This window comes from Streptomyces sp. MUM 2J (assembly GCF_022414535.1).
In the GTDB taxonomy this organism is placed as follows: domain Bacteria; phylum Actinomycetota; class Actinomycetes; order Streptomycetales; family Streptomycetaceae; genus Streptomyces.
This window is the reverse complement of the sequence record NZ_JADWYM010000016.1, coordinates 27,776-50,384: the sequence shown is the minus strand read 5'-3', so window position 1 is coordinate 50,384 and position 22,609 is coordinate 27,776. Positions and strand designations below refer to the sequence as shown.

At 71.9% G+C, this 22,609-nt stretch carries 9 protein-coding genes and 1 pseudogene; 8 read left to right on the top strand and 2 right to left on the bottom strand.

Annotation, left to right across the window (positions count from 1 at the left end; all coding sequences use genetic code 11):
- Positions 1–13: 13 nt before the first annotated feature.
- Positions 14–760: a thioesterase II family protein gene (locus tag I3F54_RS15840; protein ID WP_240119408.1), complete on the top strand. Its 747-nt coding sequence runs from the start codon at positions 14–16 to the stop codon at positions 758–760.
- Between the two features lie 115 nt (positions 761–875).
- On the opposite strand, the gene I3F54_RS15835 is transcribed toward I3F54_RS15840, so the two are convergent.
- Positions 876–2,204, bottom strand: a complete 1,329-nt coding sequence (locus tag I3F54_RS15835) for a PLP-dependent aminotransferase family protein (RefSeq protein WP_240119407.1) — start codon at positions 2,202–2,204, stop codon at positions 876–878.
- An 859-nt stretch (positions 2,205–3,063) separates the two neighbouring features.
- Here I3F54_RS15835 and I3F54_RS15830 point away from each other — a divergent pair.
- Positions 3,064–3,990 (top strand): phytanoyl-CoA dioxygenase family protein, encoded by a 927-nt coding sequence (locus I3F54_RS15830; RefSeq protein ID WP_240119406.1) that lies wholly within the window; start codon positions 3,064–3,066, stop codon positions 3,988–3,990.
- 125 nt (positions 3,991–4,115) lie between these two features.
- On the opposite strand, the gene I3F54_RS15825 is transcribed toward I3F54_RS15830, so the two are convergent.
- Positions 4,116–4,952 carry a putative nonproteinogenic amino acid hydroxylase gene (locus I3F54_RS15825; RefSeq protein ID WP_240119405.1) on the bottom strand — a complete coding sequence of 279 codons (837 nt, stop codon included), beginning with the start codon at positions 4,950–4,952 and terminating at the stop codon, positions 4,116–4,118.
- 749 nt (positions 4,953–5,701) lie between these two features.
- Between I3F54_RS15825 and I3F54_RS15820 the strand changes: the two genes are divergently transcribed.
- The 6 genes and pseudogenes from I3F54_RS15820 to I3F54_RS15790 all read left to right on the top strand — a co-directional run bounded on the left by I3F54_RS15820 (position 5,702) and on the right by I3F54_RS15790 (position 22,512).
- On the top strand, positions 5,702–5,923 hold the full coding sequence (locus I3F54_RS15820; RefSeq protein ID WP_240119404.1) for a phosphopantetheine-binding protein: 222 nt from the start codon (positions 5,702–5,704) through the stop codon (positions 5,921–5,923).
- Positions 5,920–7,170 (top strand): cytochrome P450, encoded by a 1,251-nt coding sequence (locus I3F54_RS15815; protein WP_240119403.1) that lies wholly within the window; start codon positions 5,920–5,922, stop codon positions 7,168–7,170. The genes I3F54_RS15820 and I3F54_RS15815 overlap by 4 nt, the downstream gene beginning before the upstream one ends.
- Positions 7,167–7,907: a thioesterase II family protein gene (locus I3F54_RS15810; protein ID WP_240119402.1), complete on the top strand. Its 741-nt coding sequence runs from the start codon at positions 7,167–7,169 to the stop codon at positions 7,905–7,907. The genes I3F54_RS15815 and I3F54_RS15810 overlap by 4 nt, the downstream gene beginning before the upstream one ends.
- Positions 7,908–7,959: 52 nt before the next feature.
- Positions 7,960–11,052, top strand: a complete 3,093-nt coding sequence (locus I3F54_RS32105; RefSeq protein ID WP_275676242.1) for a type I polyketide synthase — start codon at positions 7,960–7,962, stop codon at positions 11,050–11,052.
- A gap of 78 nt (positions 11,053–11,130) precedes the next feature.
- Positions 11,131–15,933: pseudogene (locus I3F54_RS15795) on the top strand (SDR family NAD(P)-dependent oxidoreductase); the annotation flags it as partial.
- Between the two features lie 9 nt (positions 15,934–15,942).
- The gene (locus tag I3F54_RS15790; RefSeq protein ID WP_240119400.1) at positions 15,943–22,512 is read left to right on the top strand and encodes a type I polyketide synthase; all 6,570 of its coding nucleotides are present in this window, start codon (positions 15,943–15,945) and stop codon (positions 22,510–22,512) included.
- The last annotated feature ends 97 nt before the right edge of the window (positions 22,513–22,609 follow it).

The following is a 22,609-nucleotide window of genomic DNA, read 5'->3' as shown; positions in this document are numbered from 1 at the left end:
GGGGTTGGCCGCGGTGACAGGAACCGACAGGTCCGCGCCGGAACCGGACCGGACCGTGCTGCTGTGCGCGCCGTTCGCCGGAGCGGGGCCCTCGTTCTTCCACCCGTGGCGGACGCTGTCCGCCGGCCGGTGGCGCGTGGTCCCGGTGGAACTGCCCGGCCGGGAGCGGCGCATCCTGGAGACGCCGTACCGGAACGTCGTCGAGGCGGCCAGGAACTCGGTCGACGACCTTGTCGCGGAGCTCGGGGAAGGGGCGCGGACCGTGCTGTTCGGGCACAGCCTGGGCGCGGTGCTCGCGTACGAGCTGACGCATCTGCTGAGCGCGCGTGACGTGCGCGTCGAGCGGCTGGTCGTCAGCGGGTCGCCGGGGCCGTGGACCCAGCGGGAGAGGCGGGCGACCGGGCTTCCGGACGAGGAGTTCCTCGCCCGTGTCGAGGAGTTCGCGGGATTCAGGCATGAGGCACTCGACCATCCGGAGATGCGTGAGCTGATTCTCCCCGTGCTCCAGGCCGACTGCGAGATGCACGAGAACTACGTGCCGAGCACCGACGAACCCCTCGCGGTGCCGATCTGCTCGATACGGGGTGCCGTCGACGGACTGGTCAGTGCGGGCGAGGCACACGAGTGGGAGAAGGCGACCACGGGAGCCTTCAGTTACGCGGAGTTCCCCGGCGACCACATGTACCTGGTCGATCACGGCCGCGAGGTACTGGACCTCATCGAAGCGCAATCCGCCGAGGGCCGCCGGCGCGGCCCGTGACCTGGCCGCTGGACGCACTGCCGACCGGTCCGTGAGGACCGGACCGCCGACCCGTGCGGGAAGGCCGCCGAACGCGACATGTCCGGGGGTCTCCCGCACGGGTGGCGTCGACGCGTCACCGTCCGCGCTGATCCTGAACGAGTTCACCCAGCCGGTCCACGCCCAGGGCGATCTGCTCGGGCGTGAGCACGCTGAAGGAGAGCCGGGCCTGGTGGAATCCCGACGTGCCCGCGTAGAAGTGGTGCATCGGAGTCCACAGCACGCCGAACTTGGAGGCCGAGTACTCCAGCATGTCCTCGTCCGCGACGAACGGCAGAGTGACGACGACGAACATCCCGCCCTGGGGCGCGTTCCACGAGACGTCCCGCGGTACGCCCGGCACCGGCGCGAACACCGCCGTCAGCCGGTCGAGCACGACGGCCAGGTTCCGGCGGTAGACGCCGGCCTCGCGCGCGGTGGCGCGCTTCATGCTGTACCCGTTCTCGATGATGTATCCGCCGATCACCGCCTGGGCGACGGTCGAGGTGTTGAGTGTCACCATGCTCTTCAGCCTGGCGAGGTGGTCGGCTAGGAGCACCACCTCGCCGGAGGAGGTCCCACCGGACGACACGGGCTGGTCCGCGATGATGTACCCCACGCGGGCACCGGCGAAGGCGGACTTGGCGAAGGACCCGAGGTGGATCACCTGACGGTGCTCGTCGAGGGTCTTGAGCATGGGCAGCCGGGAATCCTCGCGGGAGAAGAAGGAGTAGGGGTTGTCCTCCACGAGCAGGACCTGTTCCCGTCTCGCCAGCTCGATCAGGGCGACCCGGTCCGCCAACGACATGCTCGCGCCACTGGGGTTGGCGAAGTCCGGAACGACGTAGCAGGCGCGTGGGCGCAGTCCCTCGCGCCGTGCCGCGGCTATCTGCCGCTCGAGATCCTCGAGATCGATGCCGCCCGTGCCTTCCCGGACGGTACGCAGGGGTGCGCCGGCCACCCGGGCGGCGCCGATGAACCCCACATAGTTGGGCTCCGCGGCCAGGATGACGTCGCTGGTGTCCCGGACGAGGGCGCGCAGCAGGATCACCATGGCTTCCTGGCAGCCGGTGGTCACCACGATGCTCTCCGGGTCCACCGTCAGCCCCTCGTCGACCTCCAGTTGGCGGGCGATGAGTCCGTGGATGAAGCCCTTGGTGCGGCCGTACTGGAAGAAGGTGCGCCGTACCTGATCCGCGGGAAGGCCGATCTCGTCCTCGAGATGACGCCTGAACGTCGCGAGATGACGGGACAGGTCGTCGATGTCGTAGAAGCCCTCGAACGGGCGGCCGGCCGAGAAGGAGACGGCACTCGGGTAGCGCCCCGCGAGTTCGTTGAGCAACGTCATGGAGGTCAGCGCGGGGTCGTCCACCGACTCGTGCAGGTCCGAGACGCTCAGGAATGCCGGCGCGGGTTCTGCGGCCATGATCATCCTCATCCGTTGGACACGTTGGACACGTTGGACACGTTGGACACGTTGGACACGTCGGGCCGGAACTGGAGCCGGCCATGGAGGGCGGTGCTCCGTGCGGACACGCGTGGTGCCGTGTTTCCGCACGGGGGAGAGAGATCCGGGCGGCGTGGGCGGCCGCGGCGGACGGCACGCGGTACTGGTGCTCAAATGCCGCCTCGTAGAAGGACCTCATGATAGACGCGTGATCCAACGCGCCGCAGTGCGTTCGAGCCCGCACCGGGGCGACGGGGGATACTTCCGCGGTGTTGTGATCCGCGACAGATACACCGGGCGCGCCCGGGAGAGCCCGTGACTGTCCCGTCAGCGGGACAACCGGCTTTTCGCCGACCACGTCGACGCATCCGGAGAACAGGGTGAGCCACCGGATCCGCGGCGCCGAGAAGAACGAGGCGCGGCGCTCTTCCCGGTGTCTTTGGCGGGGACCGTGAACGGCCCTCACAGCGTTGACACTCTCCTGGGCGGCGGACAGAGTGTTGAACTGCTGGAGAACCGGCGAGGGGGCGCGGGGTGCTGCCGCGACCGGCCGGCGAAAGCCGGCCCGACGGATCCCCGTCGGGCGTGAGGGTCGTTCTCGTGTGAGCGGACGGGCCGCGAAAACGCGTCTGCCGGGGCGAGAACCGTTTCGCCTGGTGGATCGACCGGTCAACAGCGTCTGATCAGCCGGCCGATGCCGTGCCGACACCCTGGCCTGACCACCGTTCCACGTCCGGAGCCGTACCCCGGGAGGCCCGTTGGGCGGGAGTCCGGGGCGGCTTTCGCGAACGTGTTGCGCAGGGCAGGCAGTACCGCACACCTGAGAAGGAAGTGACGCATGAACACAATGGGCGAGGGCGCACTGGAGAAGGCCAAGGCGGAGTACGCCGAGCAGGGCTTCTCCATCATCCGTAACGTCGTGCCACGGGATCTCCTGGACGAGGTGCGTGCCCACGTCGAATGGCTCACCCACAAGTACCCGGATCTGCGCCCCGAGCACCTCCACCACCCGCTGATCCGCAATGACGCCTTCTGGGCCCGTCTGGTCTCGGACCCTCGTCTGGTGGACATCGGGGAGTTCTTCCTCGGACCGGACCTCGCGTGCTTCACCGCCCACTACATATGCAAGCCTCCGTACGACGGACAGCCCGTGCTGTGGCACCAGGACGGCGCGTACTGGACGCTGAGTCCCATGGAGGCACTGACGGTGTGGCTGGCCGTCGACGAGAGCACCACGGAGAACGGCTGCCTGCGGATGATCCCCGGGAGCCACGAACTGCCGCTGCACAAGCCGCTTGTCCGCACGGACGAACCCAACATGCTGTTCTCCACCGCCGACGAGAACCTGGTGCGGGAGTGGGTGGAGAAGCGCGGGGTCGTGGACATCGAACTCGAGCCGGGCGACGTCTCGATCCACCATCCCCATCTGCTGCACTACTCGGAGGCGAACACCTCCGCCAAGCGGCGATGCGGTCTCGACATCGGCTACATCTCGACGACCACGCGGATCCACAGCGAGGGGATCTACCTCGATCCACTGCTCGTCCGCGGAACCGACGCCACCGGCCGCAACAAGTACCGTCCGTTCCCCGCCTACCAGGAGGGTGAGACGATCCCCTTCGCCGGCCGGGACCAGTGGGACGACAAGGTGGCCGTCCTCAACGGGGCGCTGCCGGCATCCTCCTGGAACCTCTCGCAGGAGAGCCCGATCGAGACGACCCGGCACATGATCGACCGGCTGCGCGAAGGCACCGTGAAGAGCTGATCTCGGGCTCACCTGACGATGACCACCCTCAGGAGGAGGACACGTTGCGGGGGCCGGGGACCGTACGTCGGCGGAGCAGGCCGGACGCGGCCGTCCGCCCGGACCCGGAGGACGGCCGCGGCCCCTCACCAGTCGAACGTCTCCCCGTCGCCCCGCTTCTCGATGCAGTACGTGCGGAACGCCCGCGCCTTCGCCACCATGCTGGCGTCCCCGGTGAGCCGCGCGGCCTCCACGTACCAGTCGAACGCCGCGGCGGCGTGTGCGCGCCGCTCGAAGTGCAGCTCGGCGAACCGGCGGAAGGCCGGCCGCATGGTCGTCGGAGTGAAGTACCGCCCGGAACCGATGAGTTCCCGGAGTTCCGCGTCGGTCGGCTCGGGCCGCTCGACGATGCGGACCGGCTCGGTCGCGGGCACGTCGTTGCGGATCGCGAGGGGCTCCTCGGAGTCCGCGAAGTCGAGGCAGAGGGAGAGCCGGGCGGTCCTGGCGGTGCTCCGTGCGGAGTGCGGGTCGGTCGAGTGGATCTTCCAGACCTCACCGCGGCGGATGTGGTAGACGGAGTCGTTCTCGGAATGGAGGGATTCCTCGCTGGTGCGCAGCGGAACCTGCAGCCTGGTGCCCGGCTCGGAGAACTCGAGGAAGTCCACGTGCGGTGAGATGAGTCCGTCGCGGAGACTGAAGACCCGCACCCACTGCAACCGGTCCAGCGGGAAGCTGTCGGTCACCAGCGACATGACGCCCGGCAGCTGCTTGCCCAGTTCGGTCAGGGTCAGCCGGCCGTCGTGCGGGCGGAAGGCGGTGTCGGTGTCGGAGCCGGTGCCGTTCGCCAGTACATGGGACGACCATGATCCGAAGGTGAAGGTGTCATAGTCGCCGCCGTACTCGTGCCGGTCCACGATTGACAATTCGGATTCCAGGTCGTACGAGTCGATGGGCAGCACCGCAAGGCGTTTTGACTTGAGCAAGGAATTCCCCTCCCGTAGATGATTGTTTGGCATAGGCGGAGGTTTTCTTGCGCCCTCCAGGCGTCACAGTAATTCTTCCGAAATGCGATGGCAATGACGCGGCTGCTCACGCAGGCCCTGCGGCGGGGCTGGCCGGAAGTACGCTGTCCCGGTCGTGCATCGAATAGCCGGAGCGCGAGATGCTCCTTTGCGGAGGTGTCCACCGCATCCTTGAGCGACCGCCGTTCGCGGTGGGGCGCCGCGGGCTGGGTGCCGAGCCCGCGGTCGGCGCGCCGCTGCGGCCGGCGCGTCGAGGACGGCGCGATGCGGCGACGTGAAACCCCGCCAGGAGGGCGTGCGTTGACACTGTCCGCCGGGAGGGCCGCCACTGTCCCGCGGTCCGGTCCGGTCCGGTCCGGGCGGGACCGGACGTCCCGTGGGTGTCCTGTCGGCGGGACAGCCGGTGTCCGGCCGGGCGTCCACAGCGCACTCTCTTGCACGGAGTTTCTCCGGCCTTTTACCTTGAGGTTGGCAGTCGATGAAGACGTGCTTCCGTAATTCATTTCCGGGCTTTAGCCTCGTCTCGTACTCCCATTCAAAAGATGTCTCCTGCCGGCGAGGCGCCGTGCATGTCCCGAGTAGTGGGCCTTCGCGTCCGTCAGAGAGAGGAAAGAGAAGCGATGGAATCGCGGCTGCGGGCCCACCGGCAAGGTGAACAGAATGCGGCGTCAGACTCGCGAGCGGCACCAGAGGGTGCGCCGGAGTCTCTCGTGCGGGAGGTCGCCGCGCTGTGGGGTGAACACCTCGGCGGCCGCGAGGTCGGGGTGGACGACGACTTCTTCGCACTCGGCGGCAATTCGCTGATCGGGATCAGGATCGTCGACCGGGTGATGCACGACTACGGCGTCGAACTGTCCGTACGCGACTTCTACCTGGCACAGACCCCGGCCCGGGTGGCCGAACTGATCGAGCAGGGGAGGACGGGGACGTGAGGCTGACGCCGGGTCCCGCACGCGACGTCGACCTCGACCGCGTCGACCTGTTCGACCTGGACCTCTACACGTCCGGCGACCCGCACTCCATCTGGGATGCCATGCGGGTGAAGGCACCCCTGCACCACCAGGTCCTGCCGGACGGCCGGGAGTTCTGGTCCGTCACGCGCTACGAGGACGTCTGCCGCGTGCTCGGCGACCATCGGGAGTTCACCTCCGAGCGCGGCACGGTCGTCACCCACCTCGGCGTCGACGACGTCGCTGCGGGCAAGCTGATGACCTCCACCGACCCGCCTCGGCACACCCAGGTCCGCAGGGCGATCGGCGCGAAGCTCACCGCGCGCGCGGTGGCACCCTGGGAGTACCGGATCAGGCGGGCGATCGGGCGGTTCCTCGAACCGGCGGTCGGCGGTGCGGCCTTCGACCTGGCCGAGCGGGCGCTGCGCCTCCCGGCCGTCGTCACCGGCCCGCTGCTCGGAATCCCGGAGCGCGACTGGGACGAGCTCGTGCAGCTGACCGCGATGGTGACGGCCCCCTCGGACCCGCACTTCCAGCACGGCGGCGAAGCCGCGACGCTGGCCATCTCCCACCACGAACTGGTCACGTACGTCACCGAGTGGGTCAAACGGCGGAGGGAGGCCAAGGGGGACGACGGGAGCCTGCTCGACCACCTCATGAGCGTCCGGGCCGGGGGCGCGCCGCTGACCGACGAAGAGATCGCCCTCAACGGCTACAGCATCCTGCTCGGCGCCAACGTGACGACACCCCACACCGTCTCGGGCACGGTGCTCGCGCTCGTCGAGCGGCCCGGGCAGTTCGAGAAGGCGCAGGCCGACCCGTCACTCGTCCCGAACCTGGTCGAGGAGGGGCTGCGCTGGACCTCGGCCGCCTGCAACTTCATGCGGTACGCGGTCGACGACACCCGGATCGGCGGGGGCATGGTCCCGGCCGGCGGGGCCGTCGTCGCGTGGATCGGATCGGCGAACCGGGACGCCTCCGAGTTCGCCGACCCCCATACGTTCGACATCACACGCAGCGGTGCCAAGCGCCAGGTCGCGTTCGGCTTCGGGCCGCACTTCTGCGTCGGCGCACCGCTGGCCCGGATGACTCTGCGCGTCTTCTTCGAAGAACTTCTGCAGCGGTGCGGATCGATCGAACTCAACGGTGTGCCCGAGCACTTGCGGTCGTACTTCATCGCCGGGATGACCCACCTCCCCATCGTCGCCCAGAAACGAAAGACGCCATGACATCCGGCTCCACCACCGTCGCATCACCGTGGTTCGTCAGACCGCAGTCCAAGGGCGACCATCCCGCCCGGATCTTCTGCTTCCCCTTCTCCGGGTCGGGGGCTTCGGCCTTCAGCGCCTGGCCGCCCGCGATCGATGGCGCCGAGGTCTGCCCGGTGCAGTTCCCCGGCCGGGAGAACCGGATGGGCGAACGCCACTACGGTACCTACGAGGAGCTCGCCGCCGGACTGGCCGAGGCGCTGGTGCCGTTGCTCGACCGGCCGTACGCCTTCTTCGGGCACTGCGCGGGGGCGCTGCCCGCGTTCGAGACCCTGCTCCGGCTCGCCGACCGGGGCCTGCCCCCGCCGGACCGCTTCTTCGTGTCGGGCCAGCCGGCACCGCACCACGCCTCGCGCGACCGGATGCTCTCCATGTCCGAGTCCGAACTGCGGGCCGAACTGGAGTCGTTCCTCCGCGGCCGGGGGATCGAGCCGCGGCCGGACCTGATCGACATGGGCCTGGCCGTACTGCTCAAGGACCACGCCGCCGCGGGTGCCTACCGGCGCGCGGAGCCGGTGGTTGTGCCGTGCCCCGTCGTCGTCCTGCACTGGCGGGACGACCCCGACGTCAGCCTCGACGAGCTGGAGGGATGGCGTCCGTACGCGGAGTCGGTCGACATCCGGGTCGTCGACGGAGGCCACTACGACTTCATGCACGCGCCGGACGGACTGCTGACCTTGCTGACCTCCTGGCACTGAGGGCGGCACCACCCGAGAGAGCCACAGGTCCACGGAACCGGAAGGGGTTCGTATGACTGGCGCAGCCACCGACATCGCGGTCATCGGGATGTCGTGCCGGTTTCCCGGCGTGCGGGACCCGGGCGAGTTCTGGCGCCTGCTGCTCGACGGGCGGTCGACCGTCGGAACGTTCCCGGAACAGCGGACGGCCGGCTCCCCGTACCCGGCCCACCCGGACGCCGCCGCCCTGAACTCGGGTTCGTTCTTCGACGCCATCGACGGGTTCGACGCGGAGTTCTTCGGAACGGGGGCTGCGGAGGCGGCCGCCATGGACCCCGTGCAGCGACTGGGGCTGGAACTCGCCTGGGAGGCCGTCGAGGACGCCCGGATCCCGGCGGTCGCGCTCGCGGGTCGCGAGATCGACGTGGTGGTCGGCAGCGCACCCTCCGGATACGAGGTGCTGCGCAGGCTGTCCGGCAGCGACCGGGACGACCACTACGCCGCCCTCGGCTCCGGCGGCGCGCTGATCGCGAACCGGATCTCCAGCCTGTTCGACGTCCGCGGCATGAGTCTGTGCGCGGACTCGGGCCAGTCCTCCTCCCTCGTGTCGCTGGCGCTGACGTGCGACCGGATACGGGGCGGGGCGGTCGACATGGCGATCGCGGGTGGCGTCGAGCTGATCGCCGATCCGGAGGCGGGGCTGGGCCTGGCGAACCTGGGCGCGCTGTCCCCCGACGGCCGCTGCTTCGCCTTCGACGACCGTGCCAACGGGTTCGTCCGGGGGGAGGGTGGGGCGTTCGTCCTGCTGAAGCGGCTCGACCTCGCCCTCGCCGACGGCGATCACGTCTACGCGGTGGTGCGCGGCTGGGGTGTCGGCAGCGGGGGCGCGTCCACCCGGATGCCGGATCCCAGTCCTGGCGCACAGGCGGCGGCCGTGCTGTCCGCCCTGGAACGCGCGGCCGTCCCCTTCGACAGCGTCGACTACGTCGAGGCTCACGGTACCGGCACGCGCCTCGGCGATCCGGCCGAGGCTTCCGGTCTGCGCGAGGTGTTCCGAGCGACCGGGCGCAGCCGCCCCCTGACGATCGGCTCCGTGAAGACGAACGTCGGGCACCTGGAGCCCGCCGCGGGAGTCGTCGGCTTCGTGAAGGCGGCCCTCTGCGTGGACCGCGGCCTGCTGGTCCCGAATCCGAACTTCGCGTCGCCGAACCCCGCCATCCCCGACTTCCGCAGGGACTTCGAAGTCCTTTGCGCCCCGCGGCCCTGGCCGGGTGCGCCCGACCGGCCGAGAAGGGCGGGGGTATCGGCGTTCGGCATGGGCGGGACCAACGTCCACGTCGTCCTCGAACAGGCCCCCGAGGCGCCGACGGCGCCGCGCCCGGTGGACGCGGACGTCATCCCCGGGAGCGGGTCCGGCGTGCTGCCGTGGGTGCTGTCCGCGCGGTCCGAGGCGGCCCTGCGGGAACAGGCGGCCCGGCTGCGCGACTTCGTGGTCGCGGACGAGTCGCTGTCCGCCGCCGACGTGGGGCACTCGCTGGTGTCGACCCGGGCGTTGTTCGAGCACCGGGCGGTGGTGCTGAGCGGTGGCCGCGGGGAGGCGCTGGCCGGTCTGAACCTGGTGGCGGCGGGCGCAGACGCGGCGCGGGCGGTGCGCGGGACGGCGTCGGGCCCGGTGGGGCCGGTCGTCTTCGTGTTCCCCGGACAGGGCTCCCAGTGGCCCGGCATGGGACGCCGGTTGTACGCGGAGTCGGAGGAGTTCGCGCACGGGATCGATGCCTGCGCCCGGGCTCTGGCGCCGTGGGTGGACTGGTCGCTGGTGGATGTGGTGACCGGCGCGGAGCGGGCCGCGTCGCTGGACCGGGTCGACGTGATCCAGCCCGCCTTGTTCGCGATGATGGTGTCGCTGGCCCGGGTGTGGCGCTCGTTCGGCGTGGTCCCCGACGCGGTGGTGGGGCACTCGCAGGGCGAGATCGCCGCGGCCTGCGTGTCGGGCGCGCTCTCGCTGGAGGACGCGGCGCGGGTCGTCGCCCTGCGCAGCCTCGAACTGACCGAGCTGGCCGGCACGGGCGGGATGAGCGCGGTGTCCGCGTCCCCGGGCTGGGTGCGCGAGCGGGTGAGGCGGTGGCCGGGGCGGCTCTCGACGGCCGCGGTCAACGGACCGGCGTCGGTGGTGGTCTCCGGGGACGGGGAGGCGCTGGACGAGTTCGAGGCGAGCGCGGCCGAGGACGGCGTCCGGGCGCGACGCGTCAAGGTGGACTACGCGTCGCATTCCCACCACGTCGAACGCATCCGTGATCGGCTCCTCACGGCCGCCTCGGGGCTCTCGCCGAAGGGGACGGCGGTGGAGTTCTGGTCCACGGTCACCGGGGGACCGCTCGGCACGCAGGCGCTCGACGGCTCGTACTGGTACGACAACCTGCGCTCGACGGTGCGGTTCGGGGAGGTCGTCGAACGACTGATGCGGGACCGCGGCGGGGTGTTCGTGGAAGTCAGTCCGCATCCGGTTCTCGAGGTGGCGATGGCGGAGACCGCCGACGCGCTGACCGCCTCGCCGGTGGTCGTGGGCACCCTGCACAAGGACGACGGGAGCGCGGGCAAGGTCCTGTCGTCACTGGCCGAGCTGCACGTGCGCGGGGTGCCCGTGCGCTGGGAGGCGGTGTTCGCCCCGCACCGGCCGCGCCGGGTCGGTCTGCCGACCTACGCCTTCCAGCGGCAGCGGTACTGGCTGACGGCGCCCGAGGACACCGGCACCGTCGACCGGGGCTCCGGCGCGGACGTGACCGGCGCCGCGGGCACCGGGGCGGCCGGGCTGGACTCGGAGTCAGCGGTCCTCAGCCTGGTGTGCGCCGAGGCTGCGGCCGTGCTGAGCGCGACCGGTCCGCATCCGTCGCCCTCCGGCCCCGCGGCACGGCCGGACGGCACCTTCAGGGACCTGGGTTTCGAGTCCTCGGCGGCCGTCCGGCTGCGCAACCGGCTCACCGCGGCGACCGGCCTACGGCTCCCGGCCACCGTCGCCTTCACCCATCCCACGCCCCGGAGGCTCGCTCGCCACCTTCTCACCCTCCTCGCACCCGAGGTGGCCGAGGCACCGGCGGCGGAGGAGACGAGCCCGGAGGACCGCAGTGACGACGAGCTGTACGCGTTGATCGAGCGCGGCTACGTGTAGCACCGCCTGTTTCGCCCCGTCATCGGTGAAGGAGACCCAGTGGAGGATGTCGACAAGCTCCGGTCCTACTTGCGGCGTGCCGTCGGCGACGCGCAGGAACTGCGCGAGCGGGTGCGCGCGCTGGAGGAGTCGGCTCGCGAGCCCGTCGCGGTCGTGGGCGCGGGGTGCCGCTTCCCGGGCGGTGCGACGTCCCCCGAGGGACTGTGGGACGTGGTGTCCGCCGGTGTGGACGCGATAGGGGAGTTCCCACCGGACCGCGGCTGGGACCTGGAGGCGCTGTACGACCCGGACCCCGAGGCGCACGGGAAGACGTACACACGGTCGGGCGGATTCCTGCCCGGGGTCGCGGAGTTCGACGCGCCGTTCTTCGGCATCAGCCCGCGCGAGGCGCTGGCGATGGATCCGCAGCAGCGGCTGATGTTGGAGATCTCGTGGGAGGCGCTGGAACGCGCCGGGATCGACCCCGCCGCGCTGCGGGGTTCGGCGACCGGTGTGTTCACCGGGATCTACGGGGTCGACTACGGTCCCCGGATGGGCGGCGGGGCGGCCGCCGAGGTGGAGGGTTTCGGGATCGCCGGGACGTACACCAGTGTGGCCTCGGGCCGGGTGGCGTACGTGCTGGGTCTGGAGGGCCCGGCGGTGTCGATCGACACCGCCTGCTCGTCGTCGCTGGTCGCCGTCCACCAGGCGGTGCGGTCCCTGCGTTCCGGGGAGTGCGGACTGGCGCTGGCGGGCGGGGTGTCGGTGCTGCCGAGTCCGGGGCTGTTCGTGGAGGTCTCCCGGCAGCGGGGGCTGTCCGCCGACGGCCGGTGCAAGTCGTTCGCGGAGGCGGCCGACGGGACCGCCTGGGGCGAGGGCGCGGGCGTGCTGGTCCTGGAGCGGTTGTCGGACGCGCTGCGCAACGGGCGACGGATCTGGGCGGTGGTCCGGGGCTCAGCCGTCAACCAGGACGGCGCGTCCAACGGGTTGACCGCGCCGAACGGACTGGCCCAGCAGCGGGTCGTCCGAGCGGCCCTGGCCGACGCCGGCCTCGCCCCCGGCGAGGTGGACGCGGTGGAGGCCCACGGGACCGGGACGAGGCTGGGTGACCCCATCGAGGCGGAGGCGCTGCTGGCCGCCTACGGGCAGGACCGGGAGCCCGGCAGCCCGCTCTGGCTGGGCTCGCTGAAGTCGAACATCGGCCACACGCAGGCGGCCGCGGGCGTCGGCGGCATGATCAAGATGATCATGGCGATGCGTCACGGGGTCCTGCCCAGGACGCTGCACGTGGACCGCCCCACCCCGCACGCCGACTGGTCGGCCGGATCGGTGGAACTGCTGACCGACGCCAGGGACTGGCCCGTCACACCGGGACGGCCCCGGCGCGCGGGCGTGTCGTCCTTCGGGGTCAGCGGCACGAACGCACACCTCATCCTCGAAGGGGCGGCCGAGGTGGAGGGCGTCGCTGCCCGCCCGCCCGCGGTCCCCGCCACCGGCCCGGCGCCCACCGACGCCCCGGGGGCGGTGCCGTGGGTGGTCTCGGGGCGGTCCGCCGAGGCCCTGCGGGGACAGACCCTGCGACTGCGGGACAGCGTCGCGGCGGACGCTGGGCCGCCGGTCACGGCGGTGGGACACGCGCTGGTGGCGACGCGATCGCTGTTCGAGCACCGCCAGGTGGTGATCGGCGCGGATCGCGACGAACTCCTCGCCGGCCTCACGGCCGTCGCCGAGGGAGACAGGTATCCCCGGGGCGTGGTCTCCGGCGTCGCGCAGCCGGTGGGCAGGACGGTCTTCGTCTTCCCGGGACAGGGGTGCCAGTGGGCGGGCATGGGACGCGAACTGTGGGAGACGAGCCCGGTCTTCGCCGAGCAGCTGCGTGCCTGCGCGGAGGCGCTGGAGCCGTGGGTGTCCTGGCCGCTGATCGACACCGTGTGCGCAGGGCCGGAGGCGGCTGACCTGGACCGGATCGACGTCGTCCAGCCCGTCCTCTTCGCGGTGATGGTGTCGCTGGCACGGGTGTGGCGTTCGCTGGGCGTCACACCGGACGCCGTGATCGGTCACTCCCAGGGCGAGATCGCCGCGGCCTGCGTCGCGGGCTCCCTGACCCTGCCGGACGCGGCCAGGATCGTGGCCGTGCGGTCCCGGCTCCTCGCCGCCGTCACCCAGGACGGGGGCATGGCAGGAATCGTCGCGCACGCGGACCGGGTGCGGGAGCTGATGGCGCCATGGGCCTCGCGGGTTGCCATCGCCGCGGTCAACGGGCCGTACTCCACGACCGTCTCGGGCGCGGCAGAGGCGGTCGGCGAACTGGTGGCGGCCTGCGAGGCGCAGGGCGTACGCGCACGGTGGATCCCGGCCAGCGTTCCCGGGCACTCCCCGCTGATGGACCAGTGCGAGGACCGGCTGCTGGAAGAGCTGGCCCCGATCGTGCCCGTGCCCTCACCGGTGGCGTTCTACTCGACGGTGACCGGCGGGCCGGTCGACGGCGCGCGGCTCGACGCAGCCTACTGGTTCCGCAACATGCGGGAACCGGTCCAGTTCGAAGCCACCATGCGAAGCCTGCTGGAACGCGAACACGGAGCGTTCATCGAGGTCAGCCCGCACCCGCTGCTCACGGTCAACATCGAGGAGATGTTCGACACGGCCCCCGGCACCGCCCGGGTGGTGACCGGCTCACTGCGCCGCGGCCAGGGCGGCTTCACGCGACTGTACCGGTCGGCGGCCGAGGTCTTCGTCGCGGGCGCCGCGGTGTCGTGGAAGGACGCCTTCCCGGATCCGGGCGGCCGGTGGGCCGAGTTGCCCACGTACGCGTTCCAGCGGCAGCGCTACTGGCTGAACACACCGCACGAGACCACCACCGGGGGCATGTCGGACCATCCGCTCCCCGACGCCGAGACCGATCTGCCGGACGACGCGGAGCGTGGGGGAGCGGTGGCCGGCGGGCGCCGCCGGGACCACCGCGACTCGCTGTTCCAGGTGGACTGGGTTCCCCTCCCCGTGCCGCCGCGCGAAGTCGCCCCCGACCATGCGGTGGTGGGGGAGCCGACCGCGCTCACCGCGCTCGTGGGACAGGGCGGGCCGGTCTTCGCCGACCTTGCCGAACTCGCCGCTTCCGGGGCGGAGGTGCCCCCGGTGGTCATCGCCGTCCTCGACCGCGAGGGCACCGACGGTGACTTCCCGCCCGCCGCCGCCGAACGGAACCTCCACCGTGTGCTGCGGTGGACGCGGGACTGGCTCTGCGACGACCGGTTCTCCGCGTCCCGCCTGGCCATCGTCACGCGGGAGGCGATCCAGGACGGCCACGTGCCCCGCACCGACCCCGCGGCCGCCGCGGTCTGGGGATTCGTGCGCACCGCGCAGACGGAGAATCCGGCCCGGTTCACGCTCCTCGACACGGACGGCCGGCGGGGCTCCTGGGCTCGCATCCCGGTGGCGGCCGGCACCGGTGAGGACCAGATCAAGATCAGAGCCGGTGCCGCGACCACCCCGCAACTCGCCCGTGTCCATGCCGGTCCCGCCGGAACCCGTTCCCCCGGCACAGCGCAGGACGTTCCCGCCCTCGGGCCCGGAACGGTGCTGATCACCGGCGGTACCAGCGGCCTGGGAGCCAGACTGGCCCGCCATCTCGTGGAGCGGCACGGGGTGCGCCGCCTGCTGTTGACCAGCAGACGAGGGGCGGCGGCCCCGGCGGCGGCCGGCCTCCGCGAGACGCTGACCGGGATGGGCGCGTACGTCGAGGTCGCGGCCTGCGACATCACGCACCGGGAGTCCGTTGCCGAGCTGATCGCCGCCGTGCCGGACGAGCATCCGCTGACCGCGGTGATCCACTGTGCGGCCGTACTGGACGACGGGGTCGTCGAGTCGCTGACCGACGACCGCGTGGACGCGGTGCTCGCTCCGAAGGCGCGTGGCGCCTGGTACCTGCACGAGGCCACCAGGCACCTGAACCTGTCCGCGTTCGTGTTGTTCTCCTCGATCGCGAGCCTGCTCGGGACGGCGGGGCAGGCCAACTACGCGGCGGCGAACGCGTTCCTCAACGGCCTCGCGGAAACCCGCCGGGCCGCAGGACTGCCCGCCGCCGCGCTGTGCTGGGGCTACTGGGCGGAACGCGGTGAGCTGGGCGCCGGTCTCGGCGAGGCGGACATCGTGCGCCTGCAACGGCAGGGCGTGCGGCCGATGTCGTCACACGAAGGGCTCGCGCTCTTCGACGCGGCGATCGCGCGGGACCAGGCGGTGCTGGTGCCCGCACGTCTGCATCTCCCGGCGCTGAGCGCGCCGCACCCCGGCCGAACGGGGTCGCCGCTCCTGCGCGGTCTGCTCGGGACGGTCGCCGGGCCCGGCGACCCGGGCCGCCGGCAGACCACCGACAGCGGACTCGTGCAGAGGGTGTGGTCGTTGCCGCAGACGGACGCGGTGGCGGTGGTGCGCGATGCCGTCCGGGAGCAGACCGCGCTCGTCCTCGGCCACGCCGACCAAGAACGGATCGGACCCACCGTCGCGTTCAGGGATCTGGGCATCGACTCGCTCACCGCGCTGGAACTGCGGAACAAGCTGTCCGCGGTGACCGGCCTGAAGCTGTCCGCCACGCTCGCGTTCGACTACCCGAACCCCGGTGCCCTCGCGGAGTACCTGATCGGCAGGATCGCCCCCGCCACCGGTGGCGGACAGCAGTCCCCGGCCGACGGGCTGACCGAGGAGATCGAAAGGCTGGGCGCCCGCCTGGAGGAGGCGCTCCCCGGTCTCTCGGACGAGGACAGGACCACCGTTTCCACGCTGCTCGGCCAGGTGCACGGCCGGGTCCGCTCGATGGTGGGCGAGGGACCACCGGGCGGTATCGCCGACCGGATCAGTTCGGCATCAGCTGGAGAGCTTCTCTCGCTGTTGGACCACGAGCTCGGCTAGGGGAGAGCGATGACTGACGACGACAACGCCGAGGTTCTCGACTATCTGAAGCGGACATCGATCGAGCTGATCGAAACCCGTAGGCGCCTGGACGAGCTGACGGAGGCCGCCGCGGAACCCATCGCGGTCGTGGGCGCCGCCTGCCGTTTCCCGGGCGGCGCGACGTCCCCGGAGGCGTTGTGGGACCTGGTGCGGTCGGGCCGCGACGCGGTGGGGGACTTCCCCGGGGACCGCGGCTGGGACCTGGAGGGCCTGTACGACCCCGACCCGGACCGGTCGAACACGTGTTGCACGCGCTCCGGCGGGTTCCTGCCCGACGCGGGTGACTTCGATGCGGAGTTCTTCGGGATCAACCCGCGCGAGGCGCTGGCCGCCGATCCGCAGCAGCGGCTGCTCCTCGAAACCTCGTGGGAGTCCCTGGAACGCGCCGGTATCGACCCGCGGACCCTGCGCGGCAGCGCCACCGGCGTCTTCGCCGGTCTGGCCTACTTCGGATACGGCAACCACCACTTCACCCCCGAGGTCATCTCCGGCTACGGTCAGACCGGCTCCCTGCTGAGCGTGGCGTCCGGCCGCGTCGCCTACGTGCTGGGGCTTCAGGGCCCGGCGGTGTCCACCGACACCGCGTGCTCCTCGTCCCTGGTGGCGGTCCACCAGGCGGTGCAGTCCCTGCGGCAGGGCGAGTGCGGGCTCGCCCTGGCCGGGGGAGTCACCGTGATGGCGACGACGCAGGTCTTCCGGGAGATGTCCCGGCAGCGGGGCCTGGCGCTGGACGGCCGGTGCAAGGCGTTCTCCGACACGGCCGACGGCGCCGGATTCTCGGAGGGTGCCGGGGTCCTGGTCCTTGAGCGGCTGTCGGACGCGCGGCGCAACGGACACCGCGTCTGGGCGCTGATCCGGGGCTCTGCGACCAACCAGGACGGCGCGTCCAACGGGTTGACCGCACCGAACGGCCCGGCGCAGCAGCGGGTCATCCGGGCAGCGCTGGCCAACGCCCGGGTGCGGGCGAGCGACGTGGACGTGGTGGAGGCCCACGGGACCGGTACGAAACTGGGTGACCCGATCGAGGCGCAGGCGCTGCTCGCGACCTACGGGCAGGACCGGGACCGCGACCGGCCGCTGTGGCTCGGGTCGTTGAAGTCCAACATCGGCCACACGCAGGCTGCCGCAGGCGTCGGCGGGATCATCAAGATGATCATGGCGATGCGGCACAGGACGATGCCCAGGACCTTGCACGTGGACGCTCCCACGACGCACGTGGACTGGTCGGCCGGGGCGGTGGAACTCCTGACCGGGACCGTTCAGTGGCCCAGCGCCCCGGGACGGCCCCGGCGGGCGGGCGTGTCCGCCTTCGGGGCCAGCGGCACCAACGCGCACCTGATCCTGGAGGAGGCGCCCGCCGAGGAGACGACGGCCGACGACGCCGGCTGCCCGGCGGACGATGCCGGGACGGTGGTGCCGTGGATCGTGTCGGCGCGCTCGGAGGGAGCACTGCGGGCACAGGCGGAGAGGCTGCGCGACTTCGTCGCCGCCGACGCGGTTCTGGACGCCGCCGCCGTCGGGCGGTCGCTGGCGACGACCCGTGCACGGTTCGAGCACCGGGCGGTGGTGCTCGGCCGGAACCGGGACGAACTGCTCACAGGCCTCGCATCGTTGAGTGAGGGCACCGAGTCCGCCGCAGTGCTGCGAGGAGTCGCCGGGGAACCCGGCGGTACCGTCTTCATGTTCCCCGGGCAGGGCTCCCGGTGGACCGGTGTGGCGGGACAGCTGTACGACAGCTTCCCCGTCTTCGCGCGGAGCCTCGACGAGGTCTGCGCACGCTTCGACGCACATCTCCCCTTCGCCCTGAAGCCCCTGCTCCTCTCCGAACAGCCCGCGGAAGACCTGGCCGACCGCACGGACATCGCCCAGCCGGCTCTGTTCGCCCTGCAGGTCGGCCTGTACGGGCTGATCACGCGGTACTGCCCGCCACCGGACCACCTGATCGGCCACTCGGTCGGCGAGATCGCCGCCGCCCACGTGTCCGGCGCCCTCGACCTCGACAGCGCCACCCGGCTCGTGGCCGCCCGCGGCAGGATCATGCAGACCGTCGACGAACGCGGCGCCATGCTGGCGGTACGCGCCCCGGAGAGCGACGTACGCGCCTGGCTCGCTCCGTACGACCGTGTCGGCGTCGCCGCCGTCAACGGCCCGGAATCGGTCGTCGTCTCGGGAGTCCGCGACCAGGTCCACGCACTCCGTGACCGCCTGATCACCGACGGAACGTCCGCGAAACTGCTCGGCGTCGGGCACGCGTTCCATTCCCCGCTCATGGACCCCGTCCTGGACGAGTTCGCGGCATCCCTCGGCGAGCTCGCCGCGAGCGGGCCGGCGATCCCGGTCGTATCGTCCCTGCTGGGCCGCGAGGCCACCCCCCGGGAGCTGATGTCCGTCGCGCACTGGGTGCACCACGTGCGCGAACCCGTCCGCTTCCACGACGCGGTGCGGCACGCTCGCGAGGCCGGGGCGAACGTCTTCCTCGAAGTGGGTCCCGGATCGACGCTCGCGAGCATCACCAAGGAAGCCTTCGCCCACGACGGCGTCGCCGACGCGGTGGTGCTGTCGGCGTCGCGACGGGACCGCGGGGCGGAGGAGGCACTCGTCGGCTCGCTGGCCCAACTGCACGTCCACGGCGCGAGCGTGGACCTGAGCCCGCTGTTCCCGACCCGCAAGCGGGTGGATCTTCCGACGTACGCGTTCCAGCGGCGGCGGTACTGGCTGGACTTCCTCGCCGGGACGGGAAGGGCGGACGTGGCCTCCGCCGGTCTCACGGCTTCGGACCACCCGTTGCTGAGTGCCGTGGTGGAGCACCCCGGCACCGACGAGGTGGTCTTCACCGGCCTGTGGTCCCTGCGCACCCACGCCTGGCTGGCCGATCACGCCGTGTTCGGCGCGGCCGTCGTACCGGCGACGGCCTACATGGACCTGGCGCTGTCGGCGGGCGCCTTCGTCGGTGCCACCGCGATCGAAGAACTCTCCCTGGAGGTCCCCCTGATTCTCCCCACGTCGGGGAGTGCGCAGGTGCGGCTCGTCGTCGGTGCCGCCGACGAGACAGGACGCCGCTCCCTGGACGTGTTCTCGCGCTCCGGCGACGACGGCCGGCCGAGCGGCGGCTGGACCCGGCACGCCACGGGGAGCCTGGCCCCGAGCGCACCGCGAACGCCCGCGGTCACCGAGGACGCGCTCCCCCTTGCCGTGTGGCCACCGGTCGGGTCGCAGCGGCTCGGCATCGCGGGCCTGTACGACTCCTTCGCGGACGCGGGCTTCGACTACGGCCCCGCGTTCCGCGGGCTGCGCGAGGTGTGGCGGCGGGGCGAGGACCTCTTCGCCACCGCCACGCTGCCGGTGGCCACCGACGGTTCGGCCGGTGGCGGGTTCGCCCTGCATCCGGCACTGATCGACTCCGTGCTGCACGCGGCGGTGGCCGGCGGGGTCATCCAGGTGGACGACGGCCGGGGCTGGATGCCCTTCTCATGGTCCGGGGTGGACCTGACCGGCAGCTGCGGCCCGACCGTGCGGGTGCGGATCTCCCCGGCCGGCGACGGCGTCGTGTCCGTGGTGATCGCCGACGAACACGGCCGAGCGATCGCCCGCGTCGGGGCACTGACGTTCAGGCCTGCCGGTCCCGAGCAGGTGCGCGCGGTGCGCGGCGGGCACGGGCTGTCGATGTTCGAAGTGGGGTGGCGGCCGGTCCGGCAGAGCGACGGCAGAACCCCCCGCGGGCCGTGGGGTGTTCTCGGCTCGAAGGACGGTCTGGCCGGCCGGCTCACCGGGGTGGGCGACGCGCCCGCCGTGCACCTCGCCTCCATGGACGACGTCCTCCCGGGCGAGTCACTCTCCCACATCGTCCTGTGCCTGGACGACTTCGTCGCGGACGACTCCGCCCCGCTCGCCGCTGCCCGGGACGCGGACCTCGACGTCCTCGACCGGGTCCGGCGTTTCCTCGCCCAGGAACGGCTCACCGGGACGACTCTGGTCCTCCTCACCCGCCTGGCCCAGGACACCGGTGGCGGGGAGCGCGTCGAAAGCCTCCCGGGCGCGTCCGTGTGGGGCCTGATGCGCTCCGCCCAGACCGAGCACCCCGGGAGGTTCCGGCTGGTGGACATCGACGACGAGGAAGCGTCGTGGGAACGCCTCCCCGACGCGCTCGCCATCGGTGAGGACCAACTGGCGCTGCGCGACGGCACGTACCTCGCCCCCCGTATGACACCGGCCTCACCCGCGCACCGGCAGATCGAGCCGCCCCCGGCCGGGCCCCACCGGCTCGGCATCCCGGCCAAGGGCACGCTGGAGAACCTGGCGTGGGTCCCCTGCCCCGAGGTCGAAGAGCCCCTCACCAGCGGTCAGGTGCGCGTCGCCGTGGACACGGCGGGACTCAACTTCCGCGACGTCACGATCGCCCTCGGCCTGGTGGACCGTACGGCCATCGACGCAGGGCTCGGCAGCGAAGGCGCCGGAACCGTCCTCGAGGTGGCGGACGACGTGACCCGTCTGTCGCCCGGCGACCGCGTGACCGGCATCTTCACCGGCGCCTTCGGCCGCGTGGCCGTCGCCGACCACCGCCTGCTCATGCCCGTCCCCGACGGGTGGAGCAACGCCGAGGCGGCGTCCGTGCCGGGCGCCTTCCTCACCGCCTACCACGCGCTCTTCCACCTGGGGAAACTCAAGAAGGGGCAGCGGATCCTCATCCATGCCGCGGCGAGCGGCGTCGGCATGGCCGCCGTCCAGCTGGCGCAGCACATCGGTGCCGAGACGTACGCCACCGCGAGCCCCGCCAAGTGGCCGGCCCTGCGGGCCATGGGACTGGACGAGGATCACCTGGCCTCGTCACGGGACCTGGAGTTCGCGGGCAGGTTCCTCGACTCCACCGGCGGCCGTGGTGTGGACGCCGTGCTGAACTCCCTGGCGCACTCGTTCGTCGACGCCTCGCTGACCCTGCTTCCCGGCGGCGGGAGCTTCATCGAGATGGGCAAGACCGACATCCGCGACGCCCTGCGGGTGGCGGCCGACCACCCCGGAGTCGACTACCAGGCCTTCGACCTCTACGAGGCGGGCCCGGACCTGATCCACGAGATGTTCCAGGCCGTCATGGCACTGTTCCACGACGGCCGGGTGCACCTGAACCCGGTCTCCGTCCGGAACATCCGCGACGCGCGCCAGGCGTTCCGCGAGATGAGCCGGGGACGGCACACCGGAAAGCTCGTCCTTGAGCTGGGCGACGGGTTCGGCGGCGGTACTGTCCTGGTCACCGGCGGGACCGGCGGAGTGGGTTCGCTGGTGGCGCGGCACCTCGTGGCCGAACACGGCGTGCGCAGCCTGGTGCTGGCCAGCCGCCGGGGCATGGCGGCCGACGGAGCCTTCGAGTTGGTCTCGGACCTGACGGGCGCGGGCGCGAGGGTCCGCGTCGTGGAATGCGACGTCGCGGACCGGTCCGCCGTGGCGGAGCTGCTCGCCGACATGCCCCGGGGGTACCCGCTGACGGCGGTCGTGCACGCGGCGGGCACGCTGGCGGACGGCACCGTCGCGTCGCTGACCACGGAAAGCCTCGACCAGGCGCTGCGCGCCAAGGCCGGCGGCGCGGTCAACCTGCACGAGCTGACCAGGGGACACCCCCTGACGGCGTTCGTCCTGTTCTCCGCCCTGGCGGGGACGCTCGGCACCGCAGGGCAAGCCGCCTACGCCGCGGCGAACGGGTTCCTGGACGGTCTGGCGGCGCACCGCAGAGCATCCGGCCTCGCCGGCACCTCGCTGTGCTGGGGCTGGTGGGAGCAGCGCAGTGGCATGACCGACCACCTGAACCAGGCCGACCTCTGCCGGGTACGGCGGATGGGCGTCGCCGGGATGCCGACCCCCGAGGCGCTGGCCCTGTTCGACTCGGCGTGCGCGATCGACAAACCGGTCCTCCTTCCCGCCCGGTTGGACCTCTCCGCGCTGCGGATCAGGCCCCGCGAAGAGCAACCGGTCCTGCTGCGCGATCTCGTCGACGCCGGCCGTCCACGCCGCGCCCGGGCGGCCGCGACCGGGCAACAGACCGCGCACGGCCTTCTGGCCGAGCTGGCCACGCTGCCGGCGGACGAGGCGGAGGCCGCCGTCCTCGCCTGGGTCCGCGACCAGGTCGCCATCGTGCTGGGACACCCCTCCGGCACGGCCGTCGACGTGGACCAGGCGTTCACCCCCATGGGATTCGACTCGCTGACCTCCGTCGAGCTGTGCAACCGCCTGGTCTCCGCAACGGGGCTGCGCCTGCCGTCCACACTCGTCTTCAGCTACCCGACACCACGGGAACTGGGGCAGCACCTGTCCGGTCTGCTGCGCCCGGCGGCGCGGACGGAGTCGGACGCGGACGCGGAGATCCGGGACGCGCTGCGGACCGTCTCGATCGACAGCCTGCGCGGTGCGGGCCTCCTGGAACAGGTGCTGGCCTGCGCCGGCCCGAACCGGCCGGACGCCGACGGGCGGCCGGACCCCGGAGCGGAGGAACTGGCGGGCCTCGGCCTGGACGCACTGGTCGACCTCGCCCTGGACGAGAGGGGGAAGTGACGTGTACAACTCCAGGGATCGCACCGCGGACGGCGCGGACCGGGTCCAGCGCGCGCTCCGCACGCTGCTGGAGGAGCGCGACCGCCTCCGGCAGGAG

What these genes read in the sequence shown, in the direction of transcription:
- I3F54_RS15835 (WP_240119407.1), bottom strand. Translation starts at nt 2,204, where the DNA reads ATGGCCGCAGAACCCGCGCCGGCATTCCTGAGCGTCTCGGACCTGCAC.
- I3F54_RS15830 (WP_240119406.1), top strand. Translation starts at nt 3,064, where the DNA reads ATGAACACAATGGGCGAGGGCGCACTGGAGAAGGCCAAGGCGGAGTAC.
- I3F54_RS15810 (WP_240119402.1), top strand. Translation starts at nt 7,167, where the DNA reads ATGACATCCGGCTCCACCACCGTCGCATCACCGTGGTTCGTCAGACCG.
- I3F54_RS32105 (WP_275676242.1), top strand. Translation starts at nt 7,960, where the DNA reads ATGACTGGCGCAGCCACCGACATCGCGGTCATCGGGATGTCGTGCCGG.
- I3F54_RS15790 (WP_240119400.1), top strand. Translation starts at nt 15,943, where the DNA reads ATGACTGACGACGACAACGCCGAGGTTCTCGACTATCTGAAGCGGACA.